Here is a 24,185-nt window from a genome sequence, read left to right on the forward strand (position 1 = left end):
CTGCCGGGGCCGGCTGTCCCTGCGCTGCCGGGGCTGTGCCGGTGAGCTTGATGGTCTGACCCGGGTAAATCAGCGTGGTGGCAGAAAGCTTGTTCAGCTGAAGAACTGCCGTTGTGTCCAGGTTGAACCGGCGCGCGATGGCGCTGATGGTATCCCCGCGGACAATCGTGTAGGTGTCCGGTACGGACGGAGCCATGGGGCGCAGGGCGGAGGGAAGGGTGGCTGCCACCGCATTGGCAGGAATGACGGAGCCAACGTTGACTGCTTGTGCCTTCATGGCCGCAGCGAGCGTGGCGGGGATCTTTCGCGGCTGCGGAGCCGGTGTTGCCATGGATGGTTGGGCCAGGGCCAGCGAGGACAAAACCACGGCGGGAAGCGCAGCCGTGGTTGCCGCGATAACCGGCATGCTCATGGTTCGTTTCGGCGAACGGGGCGTCGTCATGGAATGTGTCCTCATCTCAAACAGCGGGGGGATTGTTAGCGCTGTTGTCAGTGTTACCAATGTGGCTGATGTTATCAATGATGCAAATGTGATCAGTGTGAATCTCTCACACTTAGTCGATCAGCACAACAATTCCTGTCAAACCCAACAAATAGACACAATTGATGCGGACAAAAGGACCCTTGCAGTGCAGCCCGGAGGAACCAGCCCCGGGCTTCGGCTAGGCGTGGGGCGGGGCGGCGTGGCAACCTTGTTCCGTGAGTAATGTAGAAAGCCTTGTTTCCGACTGGCTGCCGCTGCCGGATGTCGCCGAACTTTTGGAAGTTTCCATCACCAAAGTCCACGGACTTCTGGATGAGCGTGCGCTTGTCGCCATCCGACGGGGAGAGCGGAACATCCGTTCAATCCCGGCCCTCTTTGTCCAGGACGGGCATGTTGTGGACAGCCTGAAGGGAACCGTTGCGGTTCTCGGCGACGCCGGCTACAACGACGAAGAATTGATTATCTGGCTTTTCACCCCGGACGAGTCATTGCGGGGGCGTCCCATTGATGCCCTGCGCGAGGGGCGAAAGACGGAGATCAGGCGTCGCGCCCAGTCTCTGGCTTGGTAACGTCGCTGGCTGAATAGCAGCGCCTCCCCAGCGTGAGACTGCCTCAACGCGGACGACGGCGGTGATTCACCGCCGTCGTCGTCGCAGGTGTTGCGATGGCTGGAACAAGCTCTTGGAACGCTCCACAAGAGCTAAGGGTTAAGAATTGTCTTTGCCCAAGGCCCCGGGGGTCAGGCTGCCCGGCTGACTGCGGCTTCGGCCAAGTGACGCAATGCCATCAAAGGCAGTTCCTCAAGGGGAAGGCGTTCAAGAGCGTCGAACGCTCTGTTGCTTAGCTCGCCGATCAAAGATTCCGTGGCCTCCAAGGCGCCGCACTCAATGATGATGCGCCGTATTTCAGCTACCTCATCCTCCGCCAGGAGGGGGTTGCCCAGCATGCGATCCAGGTAATCCGCCTCTGCCCGGGGTGCTTGGTTAATGGCGAAGCCAACCAATACCGTCCGCTTGCCTTCCCTGAGATCATCTCCCGCAGGCTTTCCGGTGGTTTCCGGATCCCCAAAAACACCCAGGACGTCATCCCGCATCTGGAATGCCTCGCCCAGCGGCAAGGAGAACTCCGAGTAACCTTTCATCAGCGCAGCGGGTGCACCAGCCAGTGCCCCACCCAGCGCCAGTGGGTGCTCGGTGGAATATTTGGCGGATTTGTAACGAATGATTGATTGCGCCCGGGCTACAGATCCGGCCCGGTCACGTACCGGGCCGGCCACTTCTTCCAGGATGTCGAGGTACTGACCTGCCATCACTTCTGCCCGCATCACATTGAAGATGCGACGCGCAGGGCTTCCCGCTGCTGCCCGGGGGCCGATTTCCGTAAAGGACTCTTCGCTGAAGGAAAGGCAGAGATCGCCGGTCAGGATGGCTGCCGCATCCCCAAAGCGACCGCTGTCCAAGGCCCAGCCATTCACTTCATGGAGCTGGCTGAACCGCTTGTGCACGCTCGGGCCGCCGCGGCGGGTGTCCGAACGGTCAATAATGTCATCGTGGATCAGGGCGGCTGCCTGGAAGAGCTCGAGGGCGCACCCCGCGGTAATGATGTCCAGGTTGTCGGCAGGGCCGCCGGCGCCTCTCCAGCCCCAGTAGCACATCAGTGCCCGAAGGCGTTTGCCGCCCGTGACAAGATGCGAAATCGATCCAATGAGCGGTTCGACGTCCGGAGAAACAGTAGCCATGAGTTCCTGTTGCGCGGAGAGGAACCCGTTCAATTTGCCGGTGACGCCGTCAATGAACTGTGCCTGCTCTGAACTGACGAGTGCAGCTGCCGTCACTTGACGGACCCGGCCGCCACGTTGGCGCCGATAGTGAACGTTGAGACGCCTTCCTTTTGCCTGACCGAAACATTCACCGTTTCGCCGTCACCACGGATGAAGTCCAAGGAAGTGACATTTCCAACAGCGGATGGACCCGGGACGAGTTTGAAGCCCTGTGACTCCATGGAGGCCTTGTAGTAGTCCATAACCCCCTCCGGTGGGGCTTTGACCGTTCCGACAAGAGCCACGGTGGCTACTGCTGCGCTTTTGTCCACGCTGCTTGAACGAATGGACGTGTTGGGCATGACCGGAATGAGCTGCGCCGGGAATCCAGGGACCAGTGCGTTTACCGTGGCCGTGGTATCGGGTGCCGGTGCCGGTGTTTCGGTGAACGTGGTGGTTTCCGGTGAGGCTGTGGAACCCGAAGCGGAGGACGACGGGGTGGGAGCCGCCTGGGCGGACGCCGCAGCGGTACCTGATGTGGACGGTGCTGCTGAACCGCCGGGCGATGGTGTGCACGCGGACGCCGCCAAAGCGACACTGACTGCGAGCAGGGCAAACCCTCGCGATTGAGGAGTTCCAAAGAGCTTCACAGGGTATCCTTCCTGGGGCTGAGCCGGACTTTGCCTCCAGTTTAGTCAGTGGCCGGGCATAGTATTGCCGATGTGAGGCAGGAAGCATTCGGTGGCGCTCAAAGCGCCGGCAGCAAGCCGCCCCGCAGTGCCGGAGATGCCCTGCGGGAAATGCGGCGAACCAGCATACTTCACGTGGATATGGACGCCTTCTTCGTCTCCGTGGAACTGCGCAGCCGCCCCGAACTTCGAGGCAAGCCGGTCATTGTCGGATTCCCGGCGGAACGGTCTGTGGTGCTCTCCGCGTCCTATGAGGCACGGGCCACAGGGGTGAAGTCGGCCATGCCGATGTCCATTGCCATGAGGCGGTGTCCCTCGGCAGTGATCATCAACCCCAGACACAAAGAGTATTACGAGGTTTCTGCCCGGCTCATGGAGATTTTTGCTTCCATTACCGATCTCGTTGAGCCATTGAGTGTGGACGAGGCCTTCCTGGATGTGAGCGGCGCAATTCGCCGTCTGGGGTCACCGATGGACATTGGCCACCTCATCCGCCGCAGGGTTCAGTCGGAACTTGGCATCACTGCATCCGTGGGGATCGCAAGCACCAAGTTTGTGGCCAAGATCGCATCAACGAGGTGCAAACCCGATGGCATCCTCCAGATCGATGCCGAGGACTCCGTTCCCTACCTCCACAGCCTTCCAGTCGGCGCCTTGTGGGGTGTCGGCGGAAAAACGGCCGAAGTGTTGTCCCGGCTGGGTATCCGCACGGTCGCCGATGTCGCAGCAACCCCGCTGGCATCGCTCAAAAAGGTTCTGGGAGCAAGTGGTGAGCATGTTCACCGCCTATCCATGGGTATTGACCCGCGGCCCGTAACTCCAGCCAGGCTTGAGAAAAGCATCGGGGCGGAGGAGACGTTCTCCGTGGATACAGGGGACGAAGCATTACTGCACAGGGAACTGCTTCGCCTCTCGCACCGGACCGCCATCCGGCTCAGGAGTTCAGGCATGGTGGCCAGGACTGTGGCATTGAAGCTGCGGTACTCGGACTTCTCAACAGTGACACGCAGCCGCACGGTGCAGACTCCCGTGGACAGCGCCCAATTGATCTACCAGGTGGCCGTTCAGCTCCTTGAATCCTTGGGCAACCGATCCATGAGCGTCCGGTTGGTGGGGGTTCGTGCCGAACAACTGGAGCCGGCCGGTCAGACGTCCCTGCAATTGAGTCTGGACCGTCGGGACGACAACTGGCGGGCGGCCGAACAGGCACTGGACCGTGTCTCCGAACGTTTTGGGTCCAAAACACTTCTTCCAGCGCGGCTTTTGGAGCCCGGGAAGCCCGCAACGGACACCTGAGCCGCGCACGGTTACCCGGCAGGACCCCCGGCGTCTTTCAGAACGGCGTCGGACAAACTATCCTATTTATTACAGAGATTTAGATCGTCTGGACAAACTGTTTCCTGAACAGTCGGCCCCGAGATGCCCGCTGAACCAAGAGGGGATTTTTGGGGAACGATTTTCTTGGTCCGATCGTTGTGGAAACAGACGCACAGGAAGCGTTTGTCCAGACGCTGGCTGACTAAAGGAGGTCGCGATGCCCCTCTCGGAGCATGAACAGAAGCTGCTTGAGCAACTTGAAAAGCAACTTCATGAGGACGATCCGAAGTTCGCCAACACCATGGGTTCGGATCCCATCCGCAGCTGGTCTACCCGGCATGTGATCATAGGTGTGCTTGGAGCCATTGCCGGCATCCTTCTCCTGCTTGTCGGAGTATCACTGCAGGCGATACCTGTGGGTGTCCTCGGTTTCGTCGTTATGGGTGCTGGCGTCTATTTCGCTACGTTGCGTGGCGCGTCCTTCGGCAAAGCCGCCAAGGGGAAACCTGGCAAGAGCAAGCCAAAGAGTTCGTTCATGAGCAGCCTGGAAGAGCGCTGGGACGAACGGCGTCGGGACGACCACTGACGTACCGCTTCGAATCAGTGGCCGGCAGCCCCGGTCCCTCCTGAGTCAACCATGCCCCTGAGATTCAACGGGACATAACGAAAGACCCGCGCTGCGGGTCTTTTCGCGTTTAAGGGCGACTATTCACCACCAGGGTTGCATCTCTCCATGTACCCATCGCTTGGCTCTGCCCCGGGTCCTCCACTTTGCACCCCTTTCTCCGCTGTTCCTCATCTGCTCTGGGTCAGGCCGGACATTTCCAGTGCCGCAGCAGAGAATCAGGGACGCTGACGCCCGCGTGTCTGCCTTGGTGGATCCGCTCCTCCACTTTTCTCCACCACGCAAAAACCCCGTGATCTCGGGCCGGATAATTCTCAAAGTGGTGGAGAAACGCCTTCCCGTGCGTTGACTGTGGGGCGTTGTGGAGTAAAGTGGAGCACATAAGAGGGTAGTGGCAGTGTTGGGAATGTGCGGGCACCTTGATTGAGGGGCGGTGGGGCCAGTGTTTCTGGGTACTCACTCGCCGCGTCTCGATGAAAAGGGCCGGATCATCCTTCCCGCCAAGTTCCGCGAGGAGCTTGCTGATGGATTGGTTCTCACCAGGGGCCAGGAACGCTGCATCTACGTTTTCAGTCAGAAGGAATTTGAGCGCATCCACGAGTCGATGCGGGAGGCACCACTGTCTTCCAAGCAGGCGCGTGATTACATTCGGGTTTTCCTGTCTGGAGCCTCTGATGAAGTACCTGACAAGCAGGGGCGCGTGACGATTCCGCCGGCGCTCCGGACTTACGCAGGGCTTGGGCGGGAATTGGCAGTCATTGGAGCCGGTACCCGGGCCGAGATCTGGGACGCCGAAGCTTGGAATGAGTACCTCAACGAGAAGGAAGCAGCCTACTCGGAAACGGATGACGACAATCTCCCCGGGTTCATCTGACCCCGGTGGGAGGAAGCCGCTGTCCGGCTTCTTGAATGGGATCTCCAGCCGCCCATCGAACTGTCTTCCTGGCTCAACTTCCCCTGAGCCAGGCGGCGGCCGATAGGCGCGGATGGGGATCCGATTCAAGAATCAGCAGTTAAGCGATTGAGGAAAGAGGAGGCAGCGTGGAAGAGCAGGACGCGGCAAAGCCCACATCGGAGCGCCACGTGCCCGTCCTGAAAGACCGCTGCATCAATCTGCTCGCGCCCGGCTTTGAAGCTGCCAGGAAACGCGGCGAGACCCCAGTCGCCATCGATGCCACGTTGGGCATGGGCGGACACTCCGAGGCAATGTTGCAGCGTTTCCCGGATCTTCACCTGGTGGGCATCGATCGCGACGAAGAAGCGTTGGCCTTGGCCGGTGCCAGACTGGAACCCTTCTCCGACCGTACCGACCTTGTTCACGCGGTGTACGACGAGATTGAGGACGTCCTGCTGGACCTTGGCATATCCGAGGTCCATGGCATTCTCATGGACCTCGGAGTTTCGTCCCTGCAGCTCGATGAGCGTGAGCGGGGCTTCGCTTACTCTTATGACGCCCCTTTGGATATGCGCATGGACACCAGCCGGGGCCAAACGGCAGCTGATGTGGTCAATAGCTACACCGAAGACGAGCTGGTGCGCATCATCCGTAAGTGGGGTGAAGAGAAGTTCGCCGGACGGATCGCCAACCGGATCGTCACTGCCCGCGCGGAGAAACCCTTTGCAACCACGGGGGAGCTCGTGGAGCAGATCCGCAGCGTTGTCCCTGCCGCCGCAGCCAAGAGCGGCGGACACCCCGCCAAACGCACCTTTCAGGCTTTGCGAATTGAGGTCAACGAGGAACTGGATGTCCTGGAACGCGCAGTTCCGGCAGCAGTGGCCGCGACGGCCATGGGTGGTCGGATCGTGGTCATGTCCTACCACTCACTGGAGGACAAGATCGTGAAGTCAGTTTTCCAATCAGGATCCAAATCGTCAGCGCCACTTGGCTTCCCCGTGGAACTTGAAGAACACAAACCCGAGTTGAAGACCATCACCAAGGGCACGGAAGTGCCTACTGCAGCAGAAATCGCTGAAAACCCCCGCGCGGCGTCTGCCCGACTGAGGGCAGTGGAGCGTATCAAACCGAGGAGAGACGCATGAGCAACGCCGCAGCGAAGACCTCGCCCTCCACGGTGGGCAACACCGCCCGTAGCCTGTCCGCGCCTGCGGAAAGGGCCGAGCCCGGTCGCAAGGCCCGTACACCTCTGTCGTTGGTACGCAGTGCCCCTGGCAAGCGACGGACCCCGTTCGTTGTCCTTTGCTTTGTGGCGATGGCGGCCGCACTCCTGACGGTCCTTGTACTGAACATCTCCGTGTCCACAGCGCAGTACCAGTTGGTGCAACTGAAAGCCGAAGCTGCAACGCTCAACAAGGAAAACCAAGACCTGACACAGAAAAAGCAGAACTACGAAGCTCCGCAGAACCTGGCTGCCAAGGCTGCAGAATTGGGAATGGTTGCTTCCACAGTCAAGGGTCAGATTGATCTGAACACTATGTCAGTAACCGGCAAGGCGTCACCGGCGGTTAAGGGAGACAACCCCGGTGCCCTGCTCGCTCCGCCGGCCGTTGAGGGGTTGATTGATGTGGTTCCGTCGGTGACTACCAAGGACCCGCTGGAAAGCCGCAAGCCTGAGTCAACTCCGGTGGCCCCGGCCGCAACGCCGTCCACCCCGGCGGCAACTCCGGCGTCCCCCGCGGCCGCTCCACCCGTTGAACTCCACGGGGGCTCGGTACCGGCACCGCAGCAAAAGGCTCCAGGGCAGTAGATCGTCAAACCACCGAAGCAGGGCCAGCAGCAAGGAATCAACGTGGCAAAGAACCCCGGCACATCGACAAAAACGAAGACGCCGGCGGCAAGAAAGCGGTTGCGCGTTGGCCTTGGCATCATGCTGACCCTGCTTCTTGTGGTGGGCGGCAAACTCTTCATGGTCCAGGGCCTGGATATGGGCGGGATGGCTGAAGCTGCGCTGGCAAGCCGCCTGACGCCGCAAATACTTCCTGCTGAGCGGGGTCAGATTGTGGATGCCAATGGCACAGTGCTGGCCAGCAGTGTGATCCGCTACAACATCGTGGTGGACCAGACCGTGAACACCAGCACGGAAACTTTCCACCGATTCAATGACAAGACTGAGAAGCTGGACGAGATCACCCGTGATCAGGGGATTGCAGACCTTGCCGGCCTTCTGGGCGCGGATGAAAGCACCATCCGCGAATCGTTGACCGGAGAGAAGAAATACTTTGTGGTGGCAAAGGACGTTAAGCCGGAGCTTGAAGACCGGATTTCCAAACTCTATATCCCTGGCCTCAGCGCCGAAGGTGTCAGCAAGCGCGTATATCCCAACGGCAGCGTTGCCGGTGGCGTGGTGGGTTTCCTCAAGGACGGAACCAACGGTCAAGCCGGCATCGAACAAACCCAGGACGAGGTTCTTCGTGGTGTTGAAGGCAAGCGTGTCTTCGAGATCGGTGCTGACGGCCTGAGGATTCCAGTGGCCACAGATGAACTCACTCCGGCCGTTGATGGTAGCGACGTCAAGCTGACACTGAACACGGATATTCAGTACTTTGCCCAGCAGGCCATCCAGAGCCAGGTCAACAAGATGAACGCCGAGTGGGGTTCCATAGTTGTGATCGACACCAAGACAGGCAATCTCATTGCCTTGGCTGATACCAATTCGCCGGACCCTAACGACCCCGGGAAGGTTGATGCCAAGGATCGCGGCGTCAGGTCCGTGACGGCAGCCTACGAACCCGGTTCGGTGCAGAAGATGATTACAGCCGCCGCAGTAATCGAAGAGGGGAAGTCATTTCCCCTGGATCACTTCACTACTCCCGCGGCCTACACCATTGATGGGCAGACCTTCACCGACGCGTTCGAGCACGGCACCGAAGAACGAACCCTTGCTGGAATTCTTGGGTGGTCCATGAACACCGGAACGGTGATGGCGGGCAGCAGGCTGACCAAGGAACAACGGTACGACTGGCTGAAGAAATTCGGCATCGGAGAGCAGACGGACATCGGCCTCCCCGCCGAGGCCACCGGCATACTGGCCAAACCCGAGCAGTGGGACGACCGCCAGCAGTACACGGTGCTTTTTGGGCAGGGTGTCTCCCAATCCACGCTCCAGACCGTGCGTGCGTTCCAGAGCATCGCCAATGATGGCGTGATGCTGCAGCCCAGGCTCATAGACAGCTACATCACTCCGGAGGGCGAGGAACAAAAAGTTCCCGCCAAGGACTCGCGCCAGGTGGTTTCCAAGGAAACCGCCCAGCAAGTCCGGGACATCCTGGAAAGCGCCGTGACCGAGGGGCAGATTAAGGATGCGGCCATTGACGGCTACCGTGTGGGAGCCAAGACGGGAACGTCCCAGGCGCCCCGCGAGGATGGGCTGCCCGGGTTCGACGGTTTCACGGCTTCCATGGTGGGCATGGCACCCATGGATGACCCGAGGTTCATCGTGGAGGTGGTCCTCCAGCGCCCCAAGGGAAACATCTATGGCGTCACCAATGGGCCCGTGTTCCGATCGGTGATGTCACAGGTCCTGCGGACCTACAACGTGGCACCGTCCACCGGAACGCCCGCGCGGTTGCCGCAGTTCGTCAAGTAAGCTTCTTGGGCGTCTGTTTCGGCCCATTATCGATCCACCACTAACGGCCCGGGCGCCGCTGGCCCCCAGCCGGTCGTTCCACGAGCACCATCGGAGAACCACGTGTCAGAGCACAATGAGGCAGCTACCAACGCCACGACGCCGGACGCCGGCCAGACCGGCTTTCGTCCCGCATCCGTGGCTGCAGTGCCGTTGGCCACCATCGCGGAAACACTCGGTGTTGCCGTTCCTGAGGCCAGCCAGGACAGGGGAGTAACCGGCATTACCCTCAATTCGAGGGCCGTCGAAACCGGTGACCTTTATATGGCCTTGCCCGGCGCCTCCCGTCATGGTGCGGACTTCGTTCCGCAAGCAATCGAAGCAGGAGCGGTTGCTGTCGTCACGGACGACGCCGGGGCTCGCCAACTGGCGCTGGCAGGGGAGCAGCCGGTGCCGGTCCTCATCGTCGCCCAGCCGCGAACCGCCGTCGGACGCTTGGCTGCTCTGATCTATCGCAGCCAGCCTGCCGATGGCGGGTTCCCGACGCTGTACGGCGTTACCGGCACTAACGGCAAGACCACCACCACCTACTTCATCAACTCCTTGCTCGCAGCTTTGGGTAAGAAGCCTGGCCTGATCGGGACCATCGAGATCCTTGCGGGCGGGAAGCCGATCCCCAGTCTCCTCACCACGCCCGAATCCACGGATGTCCATGCGCTGCTGGCTCTGATGCGCGAACGGGGACTGGATGCCGCATCCATGGAAGTCTCGTCCCACGCCATCTCTTTCCACCGCGTGGACGGAGTGATGTTCGACGTCGCCGGATTCACCAATCTGACCCAGGACCACTTGGACCTGCACGGCAGCATGGACGAGTATTTCCGGACCAAGGCGGAACTCTTTACCGGGGGAAGAGCCAAGCACGCCGTGGTCACTGTGGACGATGAGTGGGGCCGCAAGCTGGCCGGTGCAGCCGACATCCCTGTGACCACCCTCGCGACCAAGCTCGTCGATGCAGGCGGCCCGGACGCCGACTGGAAGGTTGCCTCCACCACGGCGCGCGGGCTGGGCTCGGAATTCGAGCTTAGGCACACCGACGGACGGACCCTGCGCGTCCACACCGGCCTGCCTGGCGATTTCAACGTGGCCAACGCAGCCTTGGCCACTGTTATGGTCTTGGCTTCGGGGGTGGACGAAGCGACGCTTCAGGCGGCCTTGGATACGCACGACCCCTTTACTGTGGCAGTACCCGGACGCATGCAGCTCGTTTCGGCAGAGCCAGCTTCGGTTGTTGATTTCGCTCACAATCCCGACGCTTTGTCCCGGGCCCTGGAGGCCGTTCGCTCTCCCAAGGAAGGATCCCGGGTCATCGTGGTTTTCGGGGCAACGGGTCAGCGCGACCAAGGCAAGCGGCCCACCATGGGTGCAATCGCTGCCCGCCTCGCCGACGTCGTGATCGTCAGCGACGACGATCCCCACGATGAGGACGCAGCAGCAATCCGCGCCGAGGTGCTCCAGGGGGCCTACGCTGCCCGGGATTCCGAGAACCTGGACAGCGAAATTATCGAGTCCTACCCCCGGGATGCAGCCATCAGGCTGGCCGTCGACATGGCCACTGCCGAAGACACCATCCTCATCGCCGGGCGTGGCCATGAGGTGTGGCAGGAGGTCAAGGGCGTGAATCTTGCCCTGGACGACAGAGTGGAGTTGCGGGCTGCCTTGACATCCAAGGGATTCAGCGTTTCAACGGACCAGCGGATAGAGTCCTAAACCGAGATGATTGCACTTACTGCGGCGGAGATCGCCGACATCACCCATGGCCGATTGACCGGAGATCCGGACATCGTGCCCACTTCCGTCGTCACTGATTCCCGGGAAACGAGGCCCGGATCGTTGTATGTGGCCAAACCGGGCGAGCACGCCGATGGGCATGACTTCGTCGATGCCGCTTTCGAACGCGGTGCCGTGATGGTTCTCGCCGAACGCGAAATGACCGACGCCGACGGCCGGCCCTATCCCGCCGTCGTGGTTGAGGACGCTGTGCTGGCCATGGGGGCGCTGGCGGCGGAGTCCGTGAGCCGCATCCGTGCTGAACGCAAGAGCCGTGGCGAGGACTTCACCGTCATCGGCATTACCGGGTCCGCGGGGAAAACCACCACCAAGGACCTGCTTGCCGGTGTGCTGTCCACGGCCGGTGCCACGGTGGCACCCCAGGGCTCTTACAACGGCGAGGTGGGCGTCCCGCTGACGGTGTTTGCCGCGGACGCCGGCACCCGCTTCCTGGTGATCGAGATGGGGGCAACGGGTCTGGGCCACATCAAGTACTTGGCCGAGATGGTCAAGCCGGATATCGGCGTGGTCCTCGTTGTTGGCACTGCCCACGCCGGTGAATTCGGTGGCGTGGAGAATATCGCCAAGACCAAAGGCGAACTGGTGGAAGCCTTGAGCGAGCACGGTACGGCCGTGATCAACCTCGATGATGGCCGGGTTGCTGCCATGCGCACCCGGACCAAGGCCAAGGTGCTGGGCTTCACGGCCTCGCCGGCCACCACTGAAGAAGTGGAAGCACGCAACGTTGTGGTCAATGGGCCAGGTTTCCCGGACTTCGATCTTGTACTGCCCGACGGCGGCCCGTCCGTTCAGGTGCGCAGCCGACTGATCGGTGGACACCACGTTACCAATCTTCTGGCAGCAGCAGCCGCCGCGTTCGCCGCAGGCATCCCGGCCGCTGATATTGCGTCCTCGCTCAGTTCCCAGTCCGCAGCCAGCCGCTGGCGGATGGAGCGCACTGAACGCGAAGACGGCGTCACCATCATCAACGACGCCTACAACGCCAACCCCGAATCCATGCGGGCTGCCTTGCGTACCCTGGCCGACCTGGGACAAGGCAGAAGGACCTGGGCCGTTCTGGGAGCCATGCTTGAGCTGGGCGAGGACTCCATCCGGGAGCACACCGCAGTGGGCACTCAGGTGGTTCGCCTGAACATTTCCAGGTTGGTGGTGGTGGGACGTGCGGCCCGCGCGCTCTACGTCTCAGCCATCCAGGAAGGATCCTGGGGTGACGAGTGTTCCTTCACCGAGACAGTGGAAGAAGCGTACGAGCTTCTTCAACGTGAGCTGGAACCCGGAGACCTGGTGCTCTTCAAGTCCTCCAACGGTGTGGGCCTGCGGCATTTGGGTGATCGGATAGCATTACCTCCACGGGCCGAGCCCACCGGAGAAAACGCGGATGAAGCTGCCGCAGGCGAAGGGAACGAGCTGCTGTGATTGCACTTTTGATCGGCGCCGGCGTCGCCCTTCTGGTGGCCCTGATCGGGACACCACTGTTTATCAAGTTCCTTGTGGCCAAGAGCTACGGGCAATTCATCCGGGACGACGGACCGACGTCGCACCACACCAAGCGCGGCACGCCCACCATGGGCGGAACCGTGGTGGTGGCTGCCGTGCTGATCAGCTACTTCGTGACACACCTGATCATGTGGATGATGAATCCGGCCTCGGCAGGCCCGTCCGCATCCGGGCTGTTGCTGCTGTTCCTCATGGTGGGTATGGGTTTTGTTGGTTTCCTTGATGACTTCATCAAAATCTCCAACAAACGCAGCCTTGGCCTCAATGCACGGGCCAAACTGATCCTGCAGGCAGCAGTGGGCATCATTTTTGCGGTGCTGGTCCTTCAGTTCCCCAACGAGGACGGCCTGCGCCCCGCATCAACCCAAATCTCCCTGGTCCGCGACATCCCGTGGCTGGACCTCGCTTTTGGCGGCACAGTAGTGGGTGCCATCTTGTTTGTGCTGTGGTCAAATTTGATCATCACCGCTGCCACCAACGGCGTGAACCTGACCGACGGCCTTGACGGGTTGGCGGCCGGAGCGTCCATCATGGTCTTCGGCGCGTACACCATCATGGGGATCTGGCAGAGCAACCAAGCCTGCGGGTCACCCCGGGAAGCCGGCAGCGGGTGCTATCAGGTCCGCGACCCCATGGACCTTGCCATGCTGGCCGCGATACTCAGTGCGGCGTTGGTGGGATTCCTTTGGTGGAATACCTCACCTGCCAAGATCTTCATGGGGGACACCGGTTCGTTGGCCATTGGTGGTGCCGTTGCGGCGTTCGCCATCCTGTCACGCACCGAACTCCTGCTGGCGTTCATTGGTGGCCTCTTTGTGCTCATTACCCTGTCCGTCATCATTCAAGTGGGCTTCTTCAAGCTCAGTGGCGGAAAACGCGTCTTCAAGATGGCCCCGCTGCAACACCACTTTGAATTGAAGGGGTGGGCGGAAGTCACAGTGGTGGTCCGGTTCTGGATTCTCGCCGGGCTCTTCGTGGCCGCGGGCCTAGGGATTTTCTATGCTGAATGGGTGGTGCTGCTGTGAACGAAAGCCCGGAGATGACGCCGTCGAACGCTGACAGGCTTAAGACACTCACCAGCTGGGATGCTGACTGGGCCGGTTTGCGCGTTGTGGTGACCGGCATCGGTGTGTCCGGCTTCGCGGCCGCAGACACCCTCATCGAACTAGGTGCGAAGGTGGTGGTGGTTGACGCCGCCACCAGCGCCAAGGCCGAAGCCCAGGCGGACACCCTCAAGATTGTTGGTGCCGTGGACGTGCTGCTGGGGGAGGAAGCCGTGACGGCCCTTCCGTTGATTGAGGACAGTTTGCCGGACCTCGTGGTGACGTCGCCCGGTTGGCGCCCCGACCAAGCACTGCTTGCCGCTGCGAAGCGGAAGCACATCCCCGTCTGGGGCGATGTTGAGCTCGCGTGGCGGCTCAGGGAGCGCTCCGGCCGCAAGACCGCGGACTGGCTGACGATTACCGGGACCAACGGCAAGACCACCACAGTGGGTATGGCTGAATCCATGCTGCAGGCAGCCGGGCTCAAAGCGATCGCCGTAGGAAACGTCGGAACCCCTATTCTCGATGCTCTCCGGGACCCGGTGGACTACGATGCCTTCGCTGTGGAGCTCTCCAGCTTCCAGCTGCATTGGAGTCACTCCTTGTCTCCGGTGGCAAGCGTCTGCCTGAACGTCGCCGAGGACCATGTTGATTGGCATGGCTCCTACGCCTCCTACCTTGCGGACAAAGCCAAGGTCTATGAGAACACCCAAAAGGCGGCGATCTACAACGCCGAACAGATCGAGACTGAGCGAATGGTGGAGAACGCTGACGTCGTTGAGGGGTGCCGGGCCATCGGCTTCACCACCAACACGCCCGCCATCAGCATGGTAGGCGTGGTGGATGGCCTGCTCGTTGACCGGGCGTTCATTGCCGAGCGTAAAGACTCCGCGGCGGAACTCGCCGCCATGTCAGATCTCGGTCCTGTGGCCCCCCGCCATATGGTGGCCAACGCCCTCGCGGCAGCGGCCTTGGTCCGTGCCTACGGAGTTGACGCGGCAGCCGTGAAACAGGGCCTGGCCAACTACCTGCCGGGTGCCCACCGCATCCAGCTCGTGGCCAACAACAATGACGTTTTGTGGATCAACGACTCGAAGGCAACCAACCCGCACGCGGCCTCCGCTGCCCTCTCTGCATTTCAGCGGGTTGTGTGGATTGCCGGGGGGCTGTCCAAAGGTGTCAACTATGACGACCTCGTCAAAGAGCATGCGGCCAGGCTCAAAGCGGTGGTGCTCATTGGTACAGATACAGAGGCATTGGAGGGTGCCCTCCAGCGACACGCACCCGATGTCCCCGTGATCACGCCGTCCAAGGGCGACACTGAAAGAGTGCAGACCGCAGCCGGAGACGGCGCTTCGCCCATCTATGGTGAGACCATCATGGCCCGGGCAGTGGCATCGGCGGCCGGAGTGGCAACGCCCGGCGATACCGTGCTGATGGCACCTGCGGCTGCATCCATGGATCAGTTCTCTTCCTACGCTCACCGTGGCGACGCTTTCGTCCTGGCAGTTCGCGAGCTTGTGGAAGGGCAGGCACCGACCACCGAGGAGTAACAATGGTCAGCACGCCCACCCGCACCCGCGGCAAGGAACCCCGGGACGGGAAGCCCAAGGCCGCATCTGTTGACAGCAGCCGCCCCAAGAGGCTCCGCGGACACTTGCGCGGCTTTTGGGAGAGCCTTGAAGGCAAGAGCAAAGCACCTAACAGCTCCACGTACTACCTGATCCTCGGCTGTGCCCTGGCCTTGACGGCCATCGGGATCATGATGGTGTTGTCCGCTTCAAGTGTTGAAGCTATCTCCGAGGGCAAATCGCCGTACGCTGATGCCCTCAAACAGGCACTGTTCGGTGTTGTTGGACTCATCGCCATGTATGTCATTTCGCGGACCAACGTTAACTGGATGAAGAAGCTGTCCTGGTGGGCGCTCGGCGCTGTGATTGTTCTACTGGCCCTGGTCCAGGTCATGGGCAACTCGGTCAACGGCAACAAGAACTGGATCGATATTGGAGGCATCACCCTCCAGCCCTCGGAGATGGCCAAGCTGATCCTCTGCGTGTGGATCGCTGCCGTTCTGGCGCGGAAGCAGAAACTGCTGCACCGTTGGATGCACGTCATCATTCCAGTAGTTCCCGGTGCAGGGCTCGTCATTGCCTTGGTGATGTTGGGCAACGACCTTGGAACAGTCATCGTCATCGCGGCGATCACCGCTGCCGGGCTGTATTTCGCAGGCGTTCCCGGCCGCATGCTGGCTATTGCCGGAGCGGTGGGTGCTCTCGGCGCCGTCCTGGGGACCATCAGCAGCCAAAACCGGATCTGCCGCATTACCTCCTGGTTGGGGACGGCCTCCACGCAGTGCACGGAACAGTTTGACTTCGATTTCCAATCCACCAATGGCATGTACGGCCTGGCGCAAGGCAGCTGGACCGGACTGGGCCTGGGCCAAAGCCGCCAGAAATACAACTGGCTGCCGGAGGCGCACAACGACTTTATCTTTGCCATTATTGGCGAGGAACTCGGCTTGGTGGGAACCATCGTGGTGCTGGTCCTGTTCGCGATCCTTGGCATCGCCATTTTCCGCGTCGTGGTGAGGCAGACCGACCCGTTCCAGCGCACCCTCGCTGGTGGCATCATGGTGTGGCTGCTCGGCCAGGCAAGCATGAACATGGCCGTAGTGACCCAGCTCCTTCCCGTGGTGGGCGTGCCTCTTCCTTTCATCTCCTATGGAGGATCCGCGCTGATCATGTCGCTTTGCGGTGTGGGCGTAGTCTTGTCTTTGGCCCGAGGCCAATTGCCGGCGCAGCAGCGTTCAGGATTCTTCCCGCGCCTCATGTCCAAGACCGCACGAAAGCGTACCTAGCACTTCATGACTCCTGACTCCACCAACGTGCCCAAGCCTTTGTCCGTCGTCCTTGCCGGCGGTGGAACTGCCGGTCACGTCAGCCCACTTTTGGCTATAGCCGATGCCATCAAGGACCGACGGCCGGACGCCGCCATTCTGGCTGTGGGGACGCCGTCGGGTATGGAAACCCGGCTCGTTCCCGCGGCCGGATACGAGCTCGCCACCATCGACCGTGTTCCCTTTCCGCGGCGCCCGTCGGCGGACCTCGTCAAGTTGCCCGCCCGGTTGAGCGGGGCCGTGCGGCAGGCCCGGCGAATCCTGGAAGAGTCCCGTGCCGATGTTTTGGTGGGTGTGGGCGGCTACGTCTGCACGCCCATGTACCTTGCCGCACGGAAACTTCGGATTCCCATCGTCATCCACGAAGCCAACATGAAGGCGGGCCTGGCCAACCGAGTGGGCGCGCGGTTCACCAACCATGTTGCCGTGGCCTTTGCCGGGACCCGCTTGCGGGGTGCATGCCACGTAGGCATGCCCATGCGCCGGGCCATCTCGCACTTGAACAGGACCGTAGCTGCGCCTGCGGCGAAGGCCTCCTTGGGGCTGGATGCCAACCGCCCGGCGTTGATCGTCACAGGCGGTTCCTCAGGGGCGTTGAGCATCAACCGGGCCATCACTGCCGCGCTCCCGGCACTGGCGGCTGCCGGCATTGAGACCCTTCACATCACAGGCAAGGGCAAAGCGGTGGAAGACGACGACGGCGGCCTGCTCGCCGCTGACGGCTACCGGCAGGTTGAGTATGTGGACGGCATGGAGAACGTCTACGCCGCTGCCGACGTCATCCTCGCCCGTGCCGGAGCCGGAACTGTCAGCGAGGTAGCGGCTGTGGGTCTTCCGGCCGTATTCGTGCCCTTGCCGATTGGCAATGGGGAGCAGGCGCTGAACGCAGCTCCCTTGGTTGCCGCGGGTGGCGCGCTGATGGTCAGTGACCAAGACCTCAGCCCGGAATGGCTCCGGACACAATTGATTCCGCTGCTGAGTGACCGCGGCAGACTTAACGACATGGCCCGGAAATCCGAAGCCCTTGGTATCAGAAACGCCGATCAGCAAATGGCTGATCTTGTCTTGGAAGCGGTATCCGCATGACCAACAGCATCGCCCCGATTGATTCCCTCGGACGCGTCCACTTCATCGGAATCGGCGGAGTGGGAATGTCCGCGGTGGCGCGCATCATGGTGTCGCGGGGCGTCCCGGTCAGCGGATCCGATGTCAAGGACCTTCCGGTGATGCGCGACCTCGCCGCTGCAGGTGCGCGCATTGCAGTGGGCTACGACGCCGGAAACCTGGGCGATGCACAGACCGTCGTTGCCGGTTCAGCCATCCGTGCAGACAACCCGGAGCTGGTGGCGGCGCGCGAAGCCAAGCTGCCCGTACTGCACCGCTCGGAAGCCCTGGCCGCCACCATGACCGGCCATCGGGTCGTCACCGTGGCCGGTACACATGGCAAGTCCACCACCACCTCCATGGTGGCTGTCCTCTTGAAGGAAGCCGGCCTGGATCCTTCCTTCGCCATTGGCGCAAATGTTCCGGCACTTGGCGTCAACGCAGCGCACGGAGGATCCGACATCTTCGTAGCAGAGGCCGATGAATCGGACGGATCATTCCTGAACTACCGTCCGCTGATTGCCGTGGTCACCAACGTCGAAGCCGATCACTTGGATCATTACGGGACTCCGGAGGCCGTCTTCGCTTCCTTTGATGCCTTCGCCGCGCTCCTGCCTGCCAACGGCGTTCTTCTGGCTTGTGCCGACGACGCCGGGGCCCGGGCCTTGGCGGAGCGCACTGCGTCGACTGGGACAACACGGGTGTTGACGTACGGAACCGCAGCCGACGCGGACGTCCAGCTTCACGACGGCGGTCCGGGCGACGTTTCAGTTGCCGTTGGCGGAGACGTCCACAGGCTTGAACTACAGGTACCCGGACGGCACAACGCCTTGAACGCGGCAGCCGCGTTCGCCGTCGCCGTCGAACTCGGCGTGGAACCCGGCGCCGCAGCGGCCGCGCTGGGCCACTTCACGGGTGCGTCACGGCGCTTTGAACTCAAAGGCCAGGGGAGGGGAGTGCGGGTCTATGACGACTACGCCCACCATCCCACGGAAGTCCGCGCAGCGCTGTCTGCAGCACGCTCCGTGGCCGCTGGCAACAAGGTGCACGTCCTCTTCCAACCGCACCTGTTTTCGCGGACCCGTGAGTTCGCTCAGGAGTTCGCGGCCGCATTGGATCTGGCAGACACCGCTTTGGTCCTGGATATCTATCCTGCCCGCGAGGACCCTGTCGCCGGGGTGACAAGCTCGCTGATAACGGACCATTTGATGAACGGCCGGCTCGTTTCAGCTGAGGAAGCCGTGGACGCCGTAGCGGCCATTGCAAGCGACGGCGACGTCGTGCTGACGGTCGGAGCCGGAGATGTCACTGCCTACGGTCCGGTCATCGTGGCGGCGTTGGATGGCTAGCACCCGCAAGCCCACCTTCAAACCCGCTACGGACCCGCGCCAAAGCAAGGCCGGCCGTCCCGGAGGTGACTCCGGGGAGGTTATCAGCGCTCAGCGCTCCGTTGAGCCGGAAGTGGACAGCAAGGTGACCGGAACAACTAAGGTGACCGGTGCCGCGAAGGCGGGCAAGACGTCCGCTGCGGGCAACGTTATTGCCTTTCCCGAGCCAAAAAACCGCCGACAGCGACGACTCGTTCTCTGGACGCTTTCAGTGGTGGCTGTGGTGGTAGGGGCACTGATTGCCGGGGCTGTCTTTTCGCCGGTCCTGGCAGTCCGCACCATCACCGTGGACGGCACATCGTTAGTCACCCCGGATGCGGTGCGGACTGCTCTCGCCGGCCTCGAAGGCAAGCCGTTGCCGCAAGTTACCGAGCAGGAAATCAACGAACTCCTCAAACCCCTCGTCCAGGTCCGTTCGGCCACCATGGAAGCGCGGCCGCCGTCTGAATTGCTGGTGCACGTGGATGAGCGGATTCCGGTGGCACTGCTCAAGCAGGGCGACAGCTACGTGATGGTGGATGTGGACGGAGTGCAACTCGGCGCAACCCAGGATTTGGCCACTGTGGCACTGCCCTTGATAGACGCGGGAGTCGGGACTACCAACACGGAGTTGTTCAAGGCAATTGCTGCTGTTCTGGACACCCTGCCCGCGGATATCCTGGCCAGGATGTCCACCGCTTCCGCAGCATCACCGGACGCCGTTGAGCTGAAACTGGTGGATGGAAAGACGGTAGTGTGGGGCAATGCCGAAGACAGGGAGCTGAAGGCGAAGGCACTTGAAGCGTTGCTGAGGATGCCGCCGGACCCGAAGGTCCCGGTCAGTGTCTACGACGTCAGTGTGCCAAGGCATCCCTTCACAAAATAGGCAGTTTGGAGAACGTAACCTGCGGCTGGCGGTGGCCTTATTTCGCGGCAATCCCACGACACGCGCAAGCGGAGATTGCATGTGGGAACCAGAGGAAATACCGTCGCAGTAGAGTTACTTGACATAACTATAACCTTCAACTAGAGGGTTAAGGTCCAAGGATTCAAGTTGGACTCGATCAGTTTCGCTATAGGACACAAGCAAGGGGCACGAAACGTGGCAGCACCGCAGAATTACTTGGCCGTCATCAAGGTCGTCGGCATCGGCGGCGGTGGCGTGAACGCAGTCAACCGTATGATCGAGGTCGGCCTTCGGGGCGTCGAGTTCATCGCCATCAATACGGACGCGCAGGCGCTGCTCATGAGCGACGCAGACGTCAAGCTGGACGTCGGGCGTGAGCTCACCCGCGGCCTCGGCGCGGGGGCGAACCCCGAGGTCGGCAAGCAGGCCGCAGAAGATCACGCCGACGAGATCGAAGAAGTTCTCCGGGGTGCTGACATGGTTTTCGTCACCGCAGGCGAGGGCGGTGGCACCGGAACCGGTGGCGCTCCCGTGGTCGCGCGCATCGCCCGCTCCCTGGGTGCGCTGACCATTGGCGTCGTCACCCGTCCGTTTACTTTCGAAGGCCGACGCCGTGCAGGCTCTGCCGAGGCCGGCATTGACGCCCTCCGCGACGAAGTCGACACCTTGATCGTCATCCCCAACGATCGCCTCCTGTCCATCAGCGACCGCAACGTGTCCGTCCTGGATGCTTTCCGCTCTGCGGACCAGGTGCTCTTGTCCGGTGTCCAGGGCATCACCGACCTCATTACCACCCCCGGTCTGATCAACCTGGACTTCGCTGACGTCAAGTCAGTCATGCAGGGCGCAGGATCGGCCCTGATGGGTATTGGTTCCGCCCGTGGTGAAGACCGTGCCGTCAAGGCTGCGGAACTCGCTATCGCCTCCCCGCTCCTGGAGGCTTCCATTGACGGTGCCCACGGTGTCCTGCTGTCCATCCAAGGCGGCTCTGATCTCGGCCTCTTCGAAATCAACGAGGCTGCCCGCCTTGTCCAGGAAGTGGCCCACCCGGAAGCGAACATCATCTTTGGTGCCGTTATTGACGACGCCTTGGGAGACGAAGCACGCGTGACGGTTATCGCCGCAGGCTTCGATGACGTCAAGGCAACTTCGCCTTCCATGGACCAGTCTCGTCCGGCCCAAAACCCGGTGCCGTCGGAAAGGCCTGCTGCTCCGAGCAGTGCGCCGTCCAACGCTGCAGCCCCGCAGCACGCCACCGCAGGAATCGGTGCTGCAGGCCTGAGCAACTGGGGCCAGCAGCGTCCCTCGGCTCTGCCGGCAGACTCCGGCTTCGACGTCGATCTCCCCGCAGTGGTTGAGCCGGACCTTTCGGGCAGCCGCTCCGATGATCTCGATGTTCCTGACTTCTTGAAGTAAGCCACGTTCGGAGAGTCAGTACCAGGTGTTTTGGTGGCGAAATGAAGTTCGGCCCGGCGTATCTGTAGCCTTCACGGATACAGGCGCCGGGAACCTGGCTCTCCACGTGCAGGACGACCCCTTGGACGTGATGGCTCGTCGCGCCCGGTTGGAACAGGCCGTCGGCCTGGGCGGCGACTCGGGGTCACGGCGGTTCCAGTACATGGACCAGGTTCATGGAAACCACGTCGAGTTCGTTGAAGCCTACGGTCCTGGTCCAACGGCTGATGCCTTGGTCTCCGCTGTTCCGGCGTCGTCCACGGCTTCCGGACCTGTGGCACCTTTCCCGAGCCCGGCAATCTCCGGGCGATCAGTACAGCCTCTGGCCGTCATGGTGGCTGACTGTGTTCCGGTTCTGCTTGTTGGCACCGACTCCGCTAACAGCCCCGTCCTGGCTGCTGCCCATGCCGGACGTCCCGGTGTCGCTTCAGCGGTGGTGCCCGCGACCGTCGCGGAAATGCGGCGTCGGGGAGCTGCCGGTATCAGCGCTTGGCTCGGGCCCTCTATTTGTGGATCCTGCTATGAAGTCCCGGAACAGCTGCGTGCTGATGTGGCAGCAAAGTATCCCGAGACGTGGTCTTCCACCTCGTGGGGAACGCCTGCCCTGGATTTGCCGGCGGGTGTTCGGGCCCAGTTGGCCGCGCTGGATGTCCCCGTGGAGTATTCGGGGGACTGCACCCTTGAGAACGACTCCCTATTTTCCTACCGGCGGGACTCCCTGACCGGTCGATTCGCAGGTTTGGTGTGGACGCATGACTAGCTTTGACGATGGCGACGAACAGCGGGAAGAGCCAGTTGGCGACCCCCGCGCCGCTGAGCTGGCTGAGCGGCTGGGGTTGGTGCGGCAGCGAATCGAGTCGGCCACGCGCGCTGCAGCCCGGAGTGATCTGCCGACATTGATGGTGGTGACCAAATTCCATCCCGCGGCTGACGTCCGCCGACTGGCAGCCCTTGGCGTTCGGGATGTCGGTGAGAACCGTGATCAGGAAGCAGCCGCCAAAAGTGCTGAACTCTCAGAGGTTGACGTCCGCTGGCATTTCATCGGCCAGCTTCAGAGCAATAAGGCAAAGTCCGTGGCCAGGTACGCTGCCTCGGTCCAGTCCGTTGACCGTCCGCAGCTTGTTGAAGCTTTGGCCAAGGCCGTCGCCCGGGAGAAGGATGCCACCGGCCGTAGCGATCTTGACTGTTTCATCCAGGTCAGCTTGGACCACGACGCCGGTGCGCACCGAGGTGGCGCCAGCCCCGCAGACGTTGAGCTGCTGGGGGAAAAAATCGAGTCGGCGGACGGCCTCGTGTTGTCCGGACTCATGGCCGTGGCGCCGTTGGGGGGGGACCCGGACGCTGCGTTTGAAAGGCTGGCGGCGATTTCCGAGGCGCTCCGGGCCGTTCATCCGGCAGCAGTGGGGATTTCCGCCGGGATGAGCCAGGACCTCGAATCCGCTGTGAGGTTCGGGGCGACACACCTGAGAATTGGCTCCGATATTCTCGGTTCCCGCCCAGCCGTGGGGTAGCGTCAAAGTATTGGAATGACGGGCCGGGGTTCCAATATGTCAAGTCATGGCGGCCCGCCTACTGCAGAAATGATAGGAGTGCACCATGGCTGGCGCTCTGCGCAAGACAATGATCTATCTTGGGCTCGCCGACGGCGATGAACACTACGAATCTGAGCAGTCCGTCGCCACGCACCACGATGAAGAACGCCCCCAGGCACAGGAACGGGAAGAGCGCCGTGCGCCTGCTCCCGTCCGGGAAGTTGTCCGTGAAATGCCCACTGTAGATGCCGAAGAGGAATACCGCGCACCCGTGACACCCATCAAGCGTGCGGCGTCCAGCCGCGAAGATGCCTCGGGCCTGAGGCAGATCACCACTGTTCACCCACGTTCATACAACGATGCCAAAGTCATCGGTGAGAGCTTCAGGGATGGCATTCCGGTCATCATGAATGTCACGGACATGGGCGAGTCCGATGCCAAGCGGCTTGTGGACTTCTCGGCCGGTCTTGTGTTTGGCCTTCACGGCAGCATAGAGCGGGTCACCAACAAGGTGTTCCTGTTGTCGCCGTCATATGTTGAAGTCATCGGTGATGACAAGAAGGCCAGCGAGACGCAGGCCAGCTTCTTCAACCAAAGCTGACAGACTGTTTCCATGGATGCCAGGCGGGTTCACCTGCCTGGCATCTGTGTTGCAATAGTAGGGACCGATTGACATTCCGGAACAAGTGGGAGATCTGAGCTAACTCGTGGGCATTGTTTTCGGCCTTATCTACATAGTGTTGTTGCTGTTCTTCATTGCCTTGATCATCCGGCTCGTTTTCGAATGGGTGCAGATGTTCGCTCGCCAATGGCGTCCTAGCGGTGTGGCGTTGGTTACAGCCCATGTGGTCTATTCCGTGACGGATCCGCCGTTGAGGAGACTTCGTAAGCTCATACCTCCACTCCAACTGGGCGGAATTTCTCTGGATCTGGGCTTTTTGATCCTGATTATTGCCGTCAGTATTGCCATGAACGTGGCTGCTGGCTTGGCATAACCGCCCGCGGAACCTGGGCCACCGATGGTTCACAGGCCGCAAATTCGCCAATTCAACACGATGGTGTTGAATTGGAGGAACAAGATGTTATTTAGGTACCGTAGTTTTGAACGGCCGGAAGGCCTACTGACTAACTAGACC

23 protein-coding genes are annotated in these 24,185 nt (G+C 61.5%); 20 read left to right on the plus strand and 3 right to left on the minus strand.

The annotated features are described in order from the left end of the window. The coding region (locus tag AR689_RS22650; protein ID WP_156424543.1) for a LysM peptidoglycan-binding domain-containing protein at positions 1-442 on the minus strand (442 nt) is incomplete at its 3' end. 257 nt (positions 443-699) lie between these two features. On the opposite strand from AR689_RS22650, the gene AR689_RS05525 reads away from it, so the two are divergent. Continuing rightward, positions 700-1,053: an Rv2175c family DNA-binding protein gene (locus tag AR689_RS05525; protein ID WP_062067875.1), complete on the plus strand. Its 354-nt coding sequence runs from the start codon at positions 700-702 to the stop codon at positions 1,051-1,053. Positions 1,054-1,223: 170 nt separating this feature from the next. Here the strand turns inward: AR689_RS05525 and AR689_RS05530 are convergent, their stop codons facing one another. Together AR689_RS05530 and AR689_RS05535 are read right to left on the minus strand one after the other, a co-directional pair. Further along, the gene (locus AR689_RS05530; RefSeq protein WP_062067878.1) at positions 1,224-2,318 is read right to left on the minus strand and encodes a polyprenyl synthetase family protein; all 1,095 of its coding nucleotides are present in this window, start codon (positions 2,316-2,318) and stop codon (positions 1,224-1,226) included. Continuing rightward, a complete protein-coding gene (locus AR689_RS05535; RefSeq protein WP_062067881.1) occupies positions 2,315-2,893 on the minus strand; it encodes a hypothetical protein in 579 nt (192 codons plus the stop codon). Before AR689_RS05535 ends, AR689_RS05530 begins: the two co-directional genes overlap by 4 nt. Before the next feature lie 72 nt (positions 2,894-2,965). Between AR689_RS05535 and dinB the strand changes: the two genes are divergently transcribed. The 19 genes from dinB to AR689_RS05630 all read left to right on the plus strand — a co-directional run bounded on the left by dinB (position 2,966) and on the right by AR689_RS05630 (position 24,044). After that, the gene (gene dinB, locus AR689_RS05540) at positions 2,966-4,228 is read left to right on the plus strand and encodes a DNA polymerase IV (protein WP_082697814.1); all 1,263 of its coding nucleotides are present in this window, start codon (positions 2,966-2,968) and stop codon (positions 4,226-4,228) included. Between the two features lie 238 nt (positions 4,229-4,466). Then, positions 4,467-4,835 carry an SCO2097 family morphological protein gene (locus tag AR689_RS05545; protein WP_062067895.1) on the plus strand — a complete coding sequence of 123 codons (369 nt, stop codon included), beginning with the start codon at positions 4,467-4,469 and terminating at the stop codon, positions 4,833-4,835. Positions 4,836-5,316: 481 nt separating this feature from the next. Beyond that, entirely contained in the window at positions 5,317-5,748 is a 432-nt protein-coding gene (mraZ, locus tag AR689_RS05550) for a division/cell wall cluster transcriptional repressor MraZ (RefSeq protein ID WP_062067897.1), read from the plus strand. A 167-nt stretch (positions 5,749-5,915) separates the two neighbouring features. Continuing rightward, positions 5,916-6,914 carry a 16S rRNA (cytosine(1402)-N(4))-methyltransferase RsmH gene (gene rsmH / locus AR689_RS05555; RefSeq protein ID WP_062067899.1) on the plus strand — a complete coding sequence of 333 codons (999 nt, stop codon included), beginning with the start codon at positions 5,916-5,918 and terminating at the stop codon, positions 6,912-6,914. Then, a complete protein-coding gene (gene ftsL / locus AR689_RS05560) occupies positions 6,911-7,579 on the plus strand; it encodes a cell division protein FtsL (RefSeq protein WP_062067901.1) in 669 nt (222 codons plus the stop codon). Before rsmH ends, ftsL begins: the two co-directional genes overlap by 4 nt. 42 nt (positions 7,580-7,621) lie before the next feature. Then, positions 7,622-9,418: a peptidoglycan D,D-transpeptidase FtsI family protein gene (locus AR689_RS05565; protein ID WP_062067903.1), complete on the plus strand. Its 1,797-nt coding sequence runs from the start codon at positions 7,622-7,624 to the stop codon at positions 9,416-9,418. A gap of 102 nt (positions 9,419-9,520) precedes the next feature. Beyond that, complete coding sequence (locus AR689_RS05570) at positions 9,521-11,167, plus strand: UDP-N-acetylmuramoyl-L-alanyl-D-glutamate--2,6-diaminopimelate ligase (RefSeq protein ID WP_062067905.1); 1,647 nt, start codon at positions 9,521-9,523, stop codon at positions 11,165-11,167. A gap of 6 nt (positions 11,168-11,173) precedes the next feature. Then, positions 11,174-12,664, plus strand: coding sequence for a UDP-N-acetylmuramoyl-tripeptide--D-alanyl-D-alanine ligase (locus tag AR689_RS05575; protein WP_062067906.1), 1,491 nt, complete (start codon positions 11,174-11,176; stop codon positions 12,662-12,664). Further along, positions 12,661-13,770 (plus strand): phospho-N-acetylmuramoyl-pentapeptide-transferase, encoded by a 1,110-nt coding sequence (mraY, locus tag AR689_RS05580; protein ID WP_024820469.1) that lies wholly within the window; start codon positions 12,661-12,663, stop codon positions 13,768-13,770. The genes AR689_RS05575 and mraY overlap by 4 nt, the downstream gene beginning before the upstream one ends. After that, the gene (gene murD, locus AR689_RS05585; RefSeq protein ID WP_082697815.1) at positions 13,752-15,341 is read left to right on the plus strand and encodes a UDP-N-acetylmuramoyl-L-alanine--D-glutamate ligase; all 1,590 of its coding nucleotides are present in this window, start codon (positions 13,752-13,754) and stop codon (positions 15,339-15,341) included. The genes mraY and murD overlap by 19 nt, the downstream gene beginning before the upstream one ends. A gap of 2 nt (positions 15,342-15,343) precedes the next feature. Further along, entirely contained in the window at positions 15,344-16,645 is a 1,302-nt protein-coding gene (ftsW, locus tag AR689_RS05590) for a putative lipid II flippase FtsW (protein ID WP_062067908.1), read from the plus strand. Positions 16,646-16,651: 6 nt separating this feature from the next. Then, positions 16,652-17,770: an undecaprenyldiphospho-muramoylpentapeptide beta-N-acetylglucosaminyltransferase gene (gene murG / locus AR689_RS05595; RefSeq protein WP_062067910.1), complete on the plus strand. Its 1,119-nt coding sequence runs from the start codon at positions 16,652-16,654 to the stop codon at positions 17,768-17,770. Further along, positions 17,767-19,137: a UDP-N-acetylmuramate--L-alanine ligase gene (gene murC / locus AR689_RS05600; protein WP_062067912.1), complete on the plus strand. Its 1,371-nt coding sequence runs from the start codon at positions 17,767-17,769 to the stop codon at positions 19,135-19,137. Before murG ends, murC begins: the two co-directional genes overlap by 4 nt. Beyond that, positions 19,130-20,041, plus strand: coding sequence for a cell division protein FtsQ/DivIB (locus AR689_RS05605; protein ID WP_062067914.1), 912 nt, complete (start codon positions 19,130-19,132; stop codon positions 20,039-20,041). Before murC ends, AR689_RS05605 begins: the two co-directional genes overlap by 8 nt. A 216-nt stretch (positions 20,042-20,257) precedes the next feature. Beyond that, on the plus strand, positions 20,258-21,478 hold the full coding sequence (gene ftsZ / locus AR689_RS05610) for a cell division protein FtsZ (RefSeq protein ID WP_024820475.1): 1,221 nt from the start codon (positions 20,258-20,260) through the stop codon (positions 21,476-21,478). Positions 21,479-21,503: 25 nt separating this feature from the next. Then, a complete protein-coding gene (locus tag AR689_RS05615; RefSeq protein ID WP_062067916.1) occupies positions 21,504-22,277 on the plus strand; it encodes a purine nucleoside phosphorylase YfiH/LACC1 family protein in 774 nt (257 codons plus the stop codon). After that, complete coding sequence (locus AR689_RS05620) at positions 22,270-23,028, plus strand: YggS family pyridoxal phosphate-dependent enzyme (protein WP_062067918.1); 759 nt, start codon at positions 22,270-22,272, stop codon at positions 23,026-23,028. The genes AR689_RS05615 and AR689_RS05620 overlap by 8 nt, the downstream gene beginning before the upstream one ends. 85 nt (positions 23,029-23,113) lie before the next feature. Next, positions 23,114-23,650 carry a cell division protein SepF gene (locus AR689_RS05625; RefSeq protein WP_062067920.1) on the plus strand — a complete coding sequence of 179 codons (537 nt, stop codon included), beginning with the start codon at positions 23,114-23,116 and terminating at the stop codon, positions 23,648-23,650. Between the two features lie 106 nt (positions 23,651-23,756). Next, positions 23,757-24,044, plus strand: coding sequence for a YggT family protein (locus tag AR689_RS05630; RefSeq protein ID WP_062067922.1), 288 nt, complete (start codon positions 23,757-23,759; stop codon positions 24,042-24,044). The last annotated feature ends 141 nt before the right edge of the window (positions 24,045-24,185 follow it).

The organism is Arthrobacter sp. EpRS71 (genome assembly GCF_001512285.1).
Taxonomy (GTDB): Bacteria; Actinomycetota; Actinomycetes; order Actinomycetales; family Micrococcaceae; genus Arthrobacter.

Coding starts and splice junctions, on each gene's coding strand:
- AR689_RS05545 (WP_062067895.1), top strand. CDS start 4,467: ATGCCCCTCTCGGAGCATGAACAGAAGCTGCTTGAGCAACTTGAAAAG.
- ftsL (WP_062067901.1), top strand. CDS start 6,911: ATGAGCAACGCCGCAGCGAAGACCTCGCCCTCCACGGTGGGCAACACC.
- AR689_RS05575 (WP_062067906.1), top strand. CDS start 11,174: ATGATTGCACTTACTGCGGCGGAGATCGCCGACATCACCCATGGCCGA.
- murD (WP_082697815.1), top strand. CDS start 13,752: ATGGGTGGTGCTGCTGTGAACGAAAGCCCGGAGATGACGCCGTCGAAC.
- ftsW (WP_062067908.1), top strand. CDS start 15,344: ATGGTCAGCACGCCCACCCGCACCCGCGGCAAGGAACCCCGGGACGGG.
- murG (WP_062067910.1), top strand. CDS start 16,652: ATGACTCCTGACTCCACCAACGTGCCCAAGCCTTTGTCCGTCGTCCTT.
- murC (WP_062067912.1), top strand. CDS start 17,767: ATGACCAACAGCATCGCCCCGATTGATTCCCTCGGACGCGTCCACTTC.
- AR689_RS05605 (WP_062067914.1), top strand. CDS start 19,130: ATGGCTAGCACCCGCAAGCCCACCTTCAAACCCGCTACGGACCCGCGC.
- AR689_RS05620 (WP_062067918.1), top strand. CDS start 22,270: ATGACTAGCTTTGACGATGGCGACGAACAGCGGGAAGAGCCAGTTGGC.
- AR689_RS05625 (WP_062067920.1), top strand. CDS start 23,114: ATGGCTGGCGCTCTGCGCAAGACAATGATCTATCTTGGGCTCGCCGAC.